Here is a 1,727-nt window from a genome sequence, read left to right as displayed (position 1 = left end):
TTTACGCCCAGTTTGCAAAGCCCCCGGACCATGAATCCGCAACCAGACGCTTAGATTATCCAGCTGAAGCAGATGGGGTGAATAATTACAGTCCATAATCCTTTTTCGATATCGACGTCGATACTGATAAAAGCATTGCCATGTTGAAAAATCAAGGTCTATTTTTCACTGGAGGTATCAAGAACCAGGCGGTCCATGATAAGACCGTAGAATTCGCTTGAGTCCTCGGATGTATAACGCCAGCCCAGGTGCATGAGGCAGGATATGCATACCGCGATCTGCCATGTAAATCCTGGAAACCAGGAGAACTCAGCCGTGCTTGGTCCGGTTCCCAGGCAGTTGACAGCCCAGGAAAAGCAGCCCACTTCGAATACCAGCCCGTGCGGGTTTACAAACACGTGCTTCTGGCTGCCGTTGACACTGATGCCCGCATCCTGGCTGGTTATTCTGCTTAGGCACCCGTAGCAAAGCAGGTTGGGCCTGTCCTGGAATTCACGGGGGTTTTCCAGGGAAGTCGTGCCTGGACTGAAGTCCTTTCCCGGTTCTTCCCTCAATAGATAATACATGTCCAATTCTCCATGGTTAATCCTGCTTTTAAATGCTTGCGCCTTACATGTCAATTTGTCCATCTCTTGACATGCAGCACTTAATAGGTTCAAAGAGAGCTTTTCGGAGGCCGGAAAAAAAGTGCAAATGCGCAAATTGCAGACCCGTTGGAAATTGACCCCGGGCTGGTTGTACAGTGCGGGACATACTGAATAACCTGTAAAAAAATGGATGAAGTTATGCCAAGGATGACGGTACCGGAAGTTATAAAGGCCAAGGGACAAAGAAAGCTGACCATGCTTACCGCTTATGAAAGTGCCATGGCCAGGTTCGTGGATCAGGGCGGGATCGACATGATTCTGGTTGGGGATTCCCTGGCCATGGTTGTGCTGGGACATGAGGACACCCTTTCCGTGACCATGGATGAGATGGTTCACCACACCAAGGCTGTGACCAGGGTTACCAGTCATTCCCTGGTGGTGGCTGATCTTCCGTTTATGTCCTATCAGGTAAGTGTGAAAGAAGCGGTGATCAACGCCGGCCGCATGCTCAAAGAAGGCCGGGCCGGAGCGGTGAAAGTAGAAGGCGGGGACAGCATTCTGCCTCAGATCCAGGGCATGGTTAAAGCCGGGATACCGGTCATGGGACATCTGGGCCTTACACCTCAAAGCATTGCCCATTTCGGGGGCTTCAAGGTGCAGGGACGTGGCGAGGCCGGGGATAAGATAGTGCAGGAGGCGCGCAAGCTGGAGGAAGCCGGCTGCTTCAGCCTGGTACTTGAGGCGGTGCCGCCGGGACTGGCCACCAGGATAACTTCAAGCCTGAACATACCAACCATCGGCATAGGTGCCGGGCCGGAATGCGACGGACAGGTGCTGGTAATAAATGATCTGTTGGGGATGAGCACCGGACCGGGACCTCGCTTTGTCAAAAAATACGCTGATCTGGCCGGAGTTATTTCCGAGGCGGTGGAGCGTTTCCGCAGGGAGGTTCAAAACGGTGAATTTCCCGATGAAAGCCATTGCTACAAGGACAGCTAAGGAGAAGATCATGGCCAGGGTATTGATAGTAGAGGATTCGGTCTTTCAAAGAACTATCCTGAAAAGAATAGTGCAGCAGTCCGGTCATGAAGCCGTGGAAGCGGCTTCGGGCCGGGAAGGCCTGCGCAAGATAGATGAAAT

2 protein-coding genes are annotated in these 1,727 nt (G+C 52.2%); one reads left to right on the top strand and one right to left on the bottom strand.

Going from position 1 to position 1,727, the window contains the following annotated elements; genetic code table 11:
- Positions 1 to 158 precede the first annotated feature (158 nt).
- Positions 159 to 566, bottom strand: coding sequence for a cereblon family protein (locus tag D5S03_RS04725; RefSeq protein WP_287042816.1), 408 nt, complete (start codon positions 564 to 566; stop codon positions 159 to 161).
- A 219-nt stretch (positions 567 to 785) separates the two neighbouring features.
- Here D5S03_RS04725 and panB point away from each other — a divergent pair, with 219 nt between their 5' ends.
- Positions 786 to 1,586 carry a 3-methyl-2-oxobutanoate hydroxymethyltransferase gene (panB, locus tag D5S03_RS04720; RefSeq protein ID WP_287042815.1) on the top strand — a complete coding sequence of 267 codons (801 nt, stop codon included), beginning with the start codon at positions 786 to 788 and terminating at the stop codon, positions 1,584 to 1,586.
- Positions 1,587 to 1,727: the final 141 nt, after the last annotated feature.

It is taken from the genome of Desulfonatronospira sp. MSAO_Bac3 (assembly GCF_003838035.1).
Lineage (GTDB): Bacteria > Desulfobacterota > Desulfovibrionia > Desulfovibrionales > Desulfonatronovibrionaceae > Desulfonatronospira > Desulfonatronospira thiodismutans.
The sequence above is the reverse complement of the archived record's forward strand: the minus strand, read 5'-3'. Positions and strand labels throughout refer to the sequence as shown.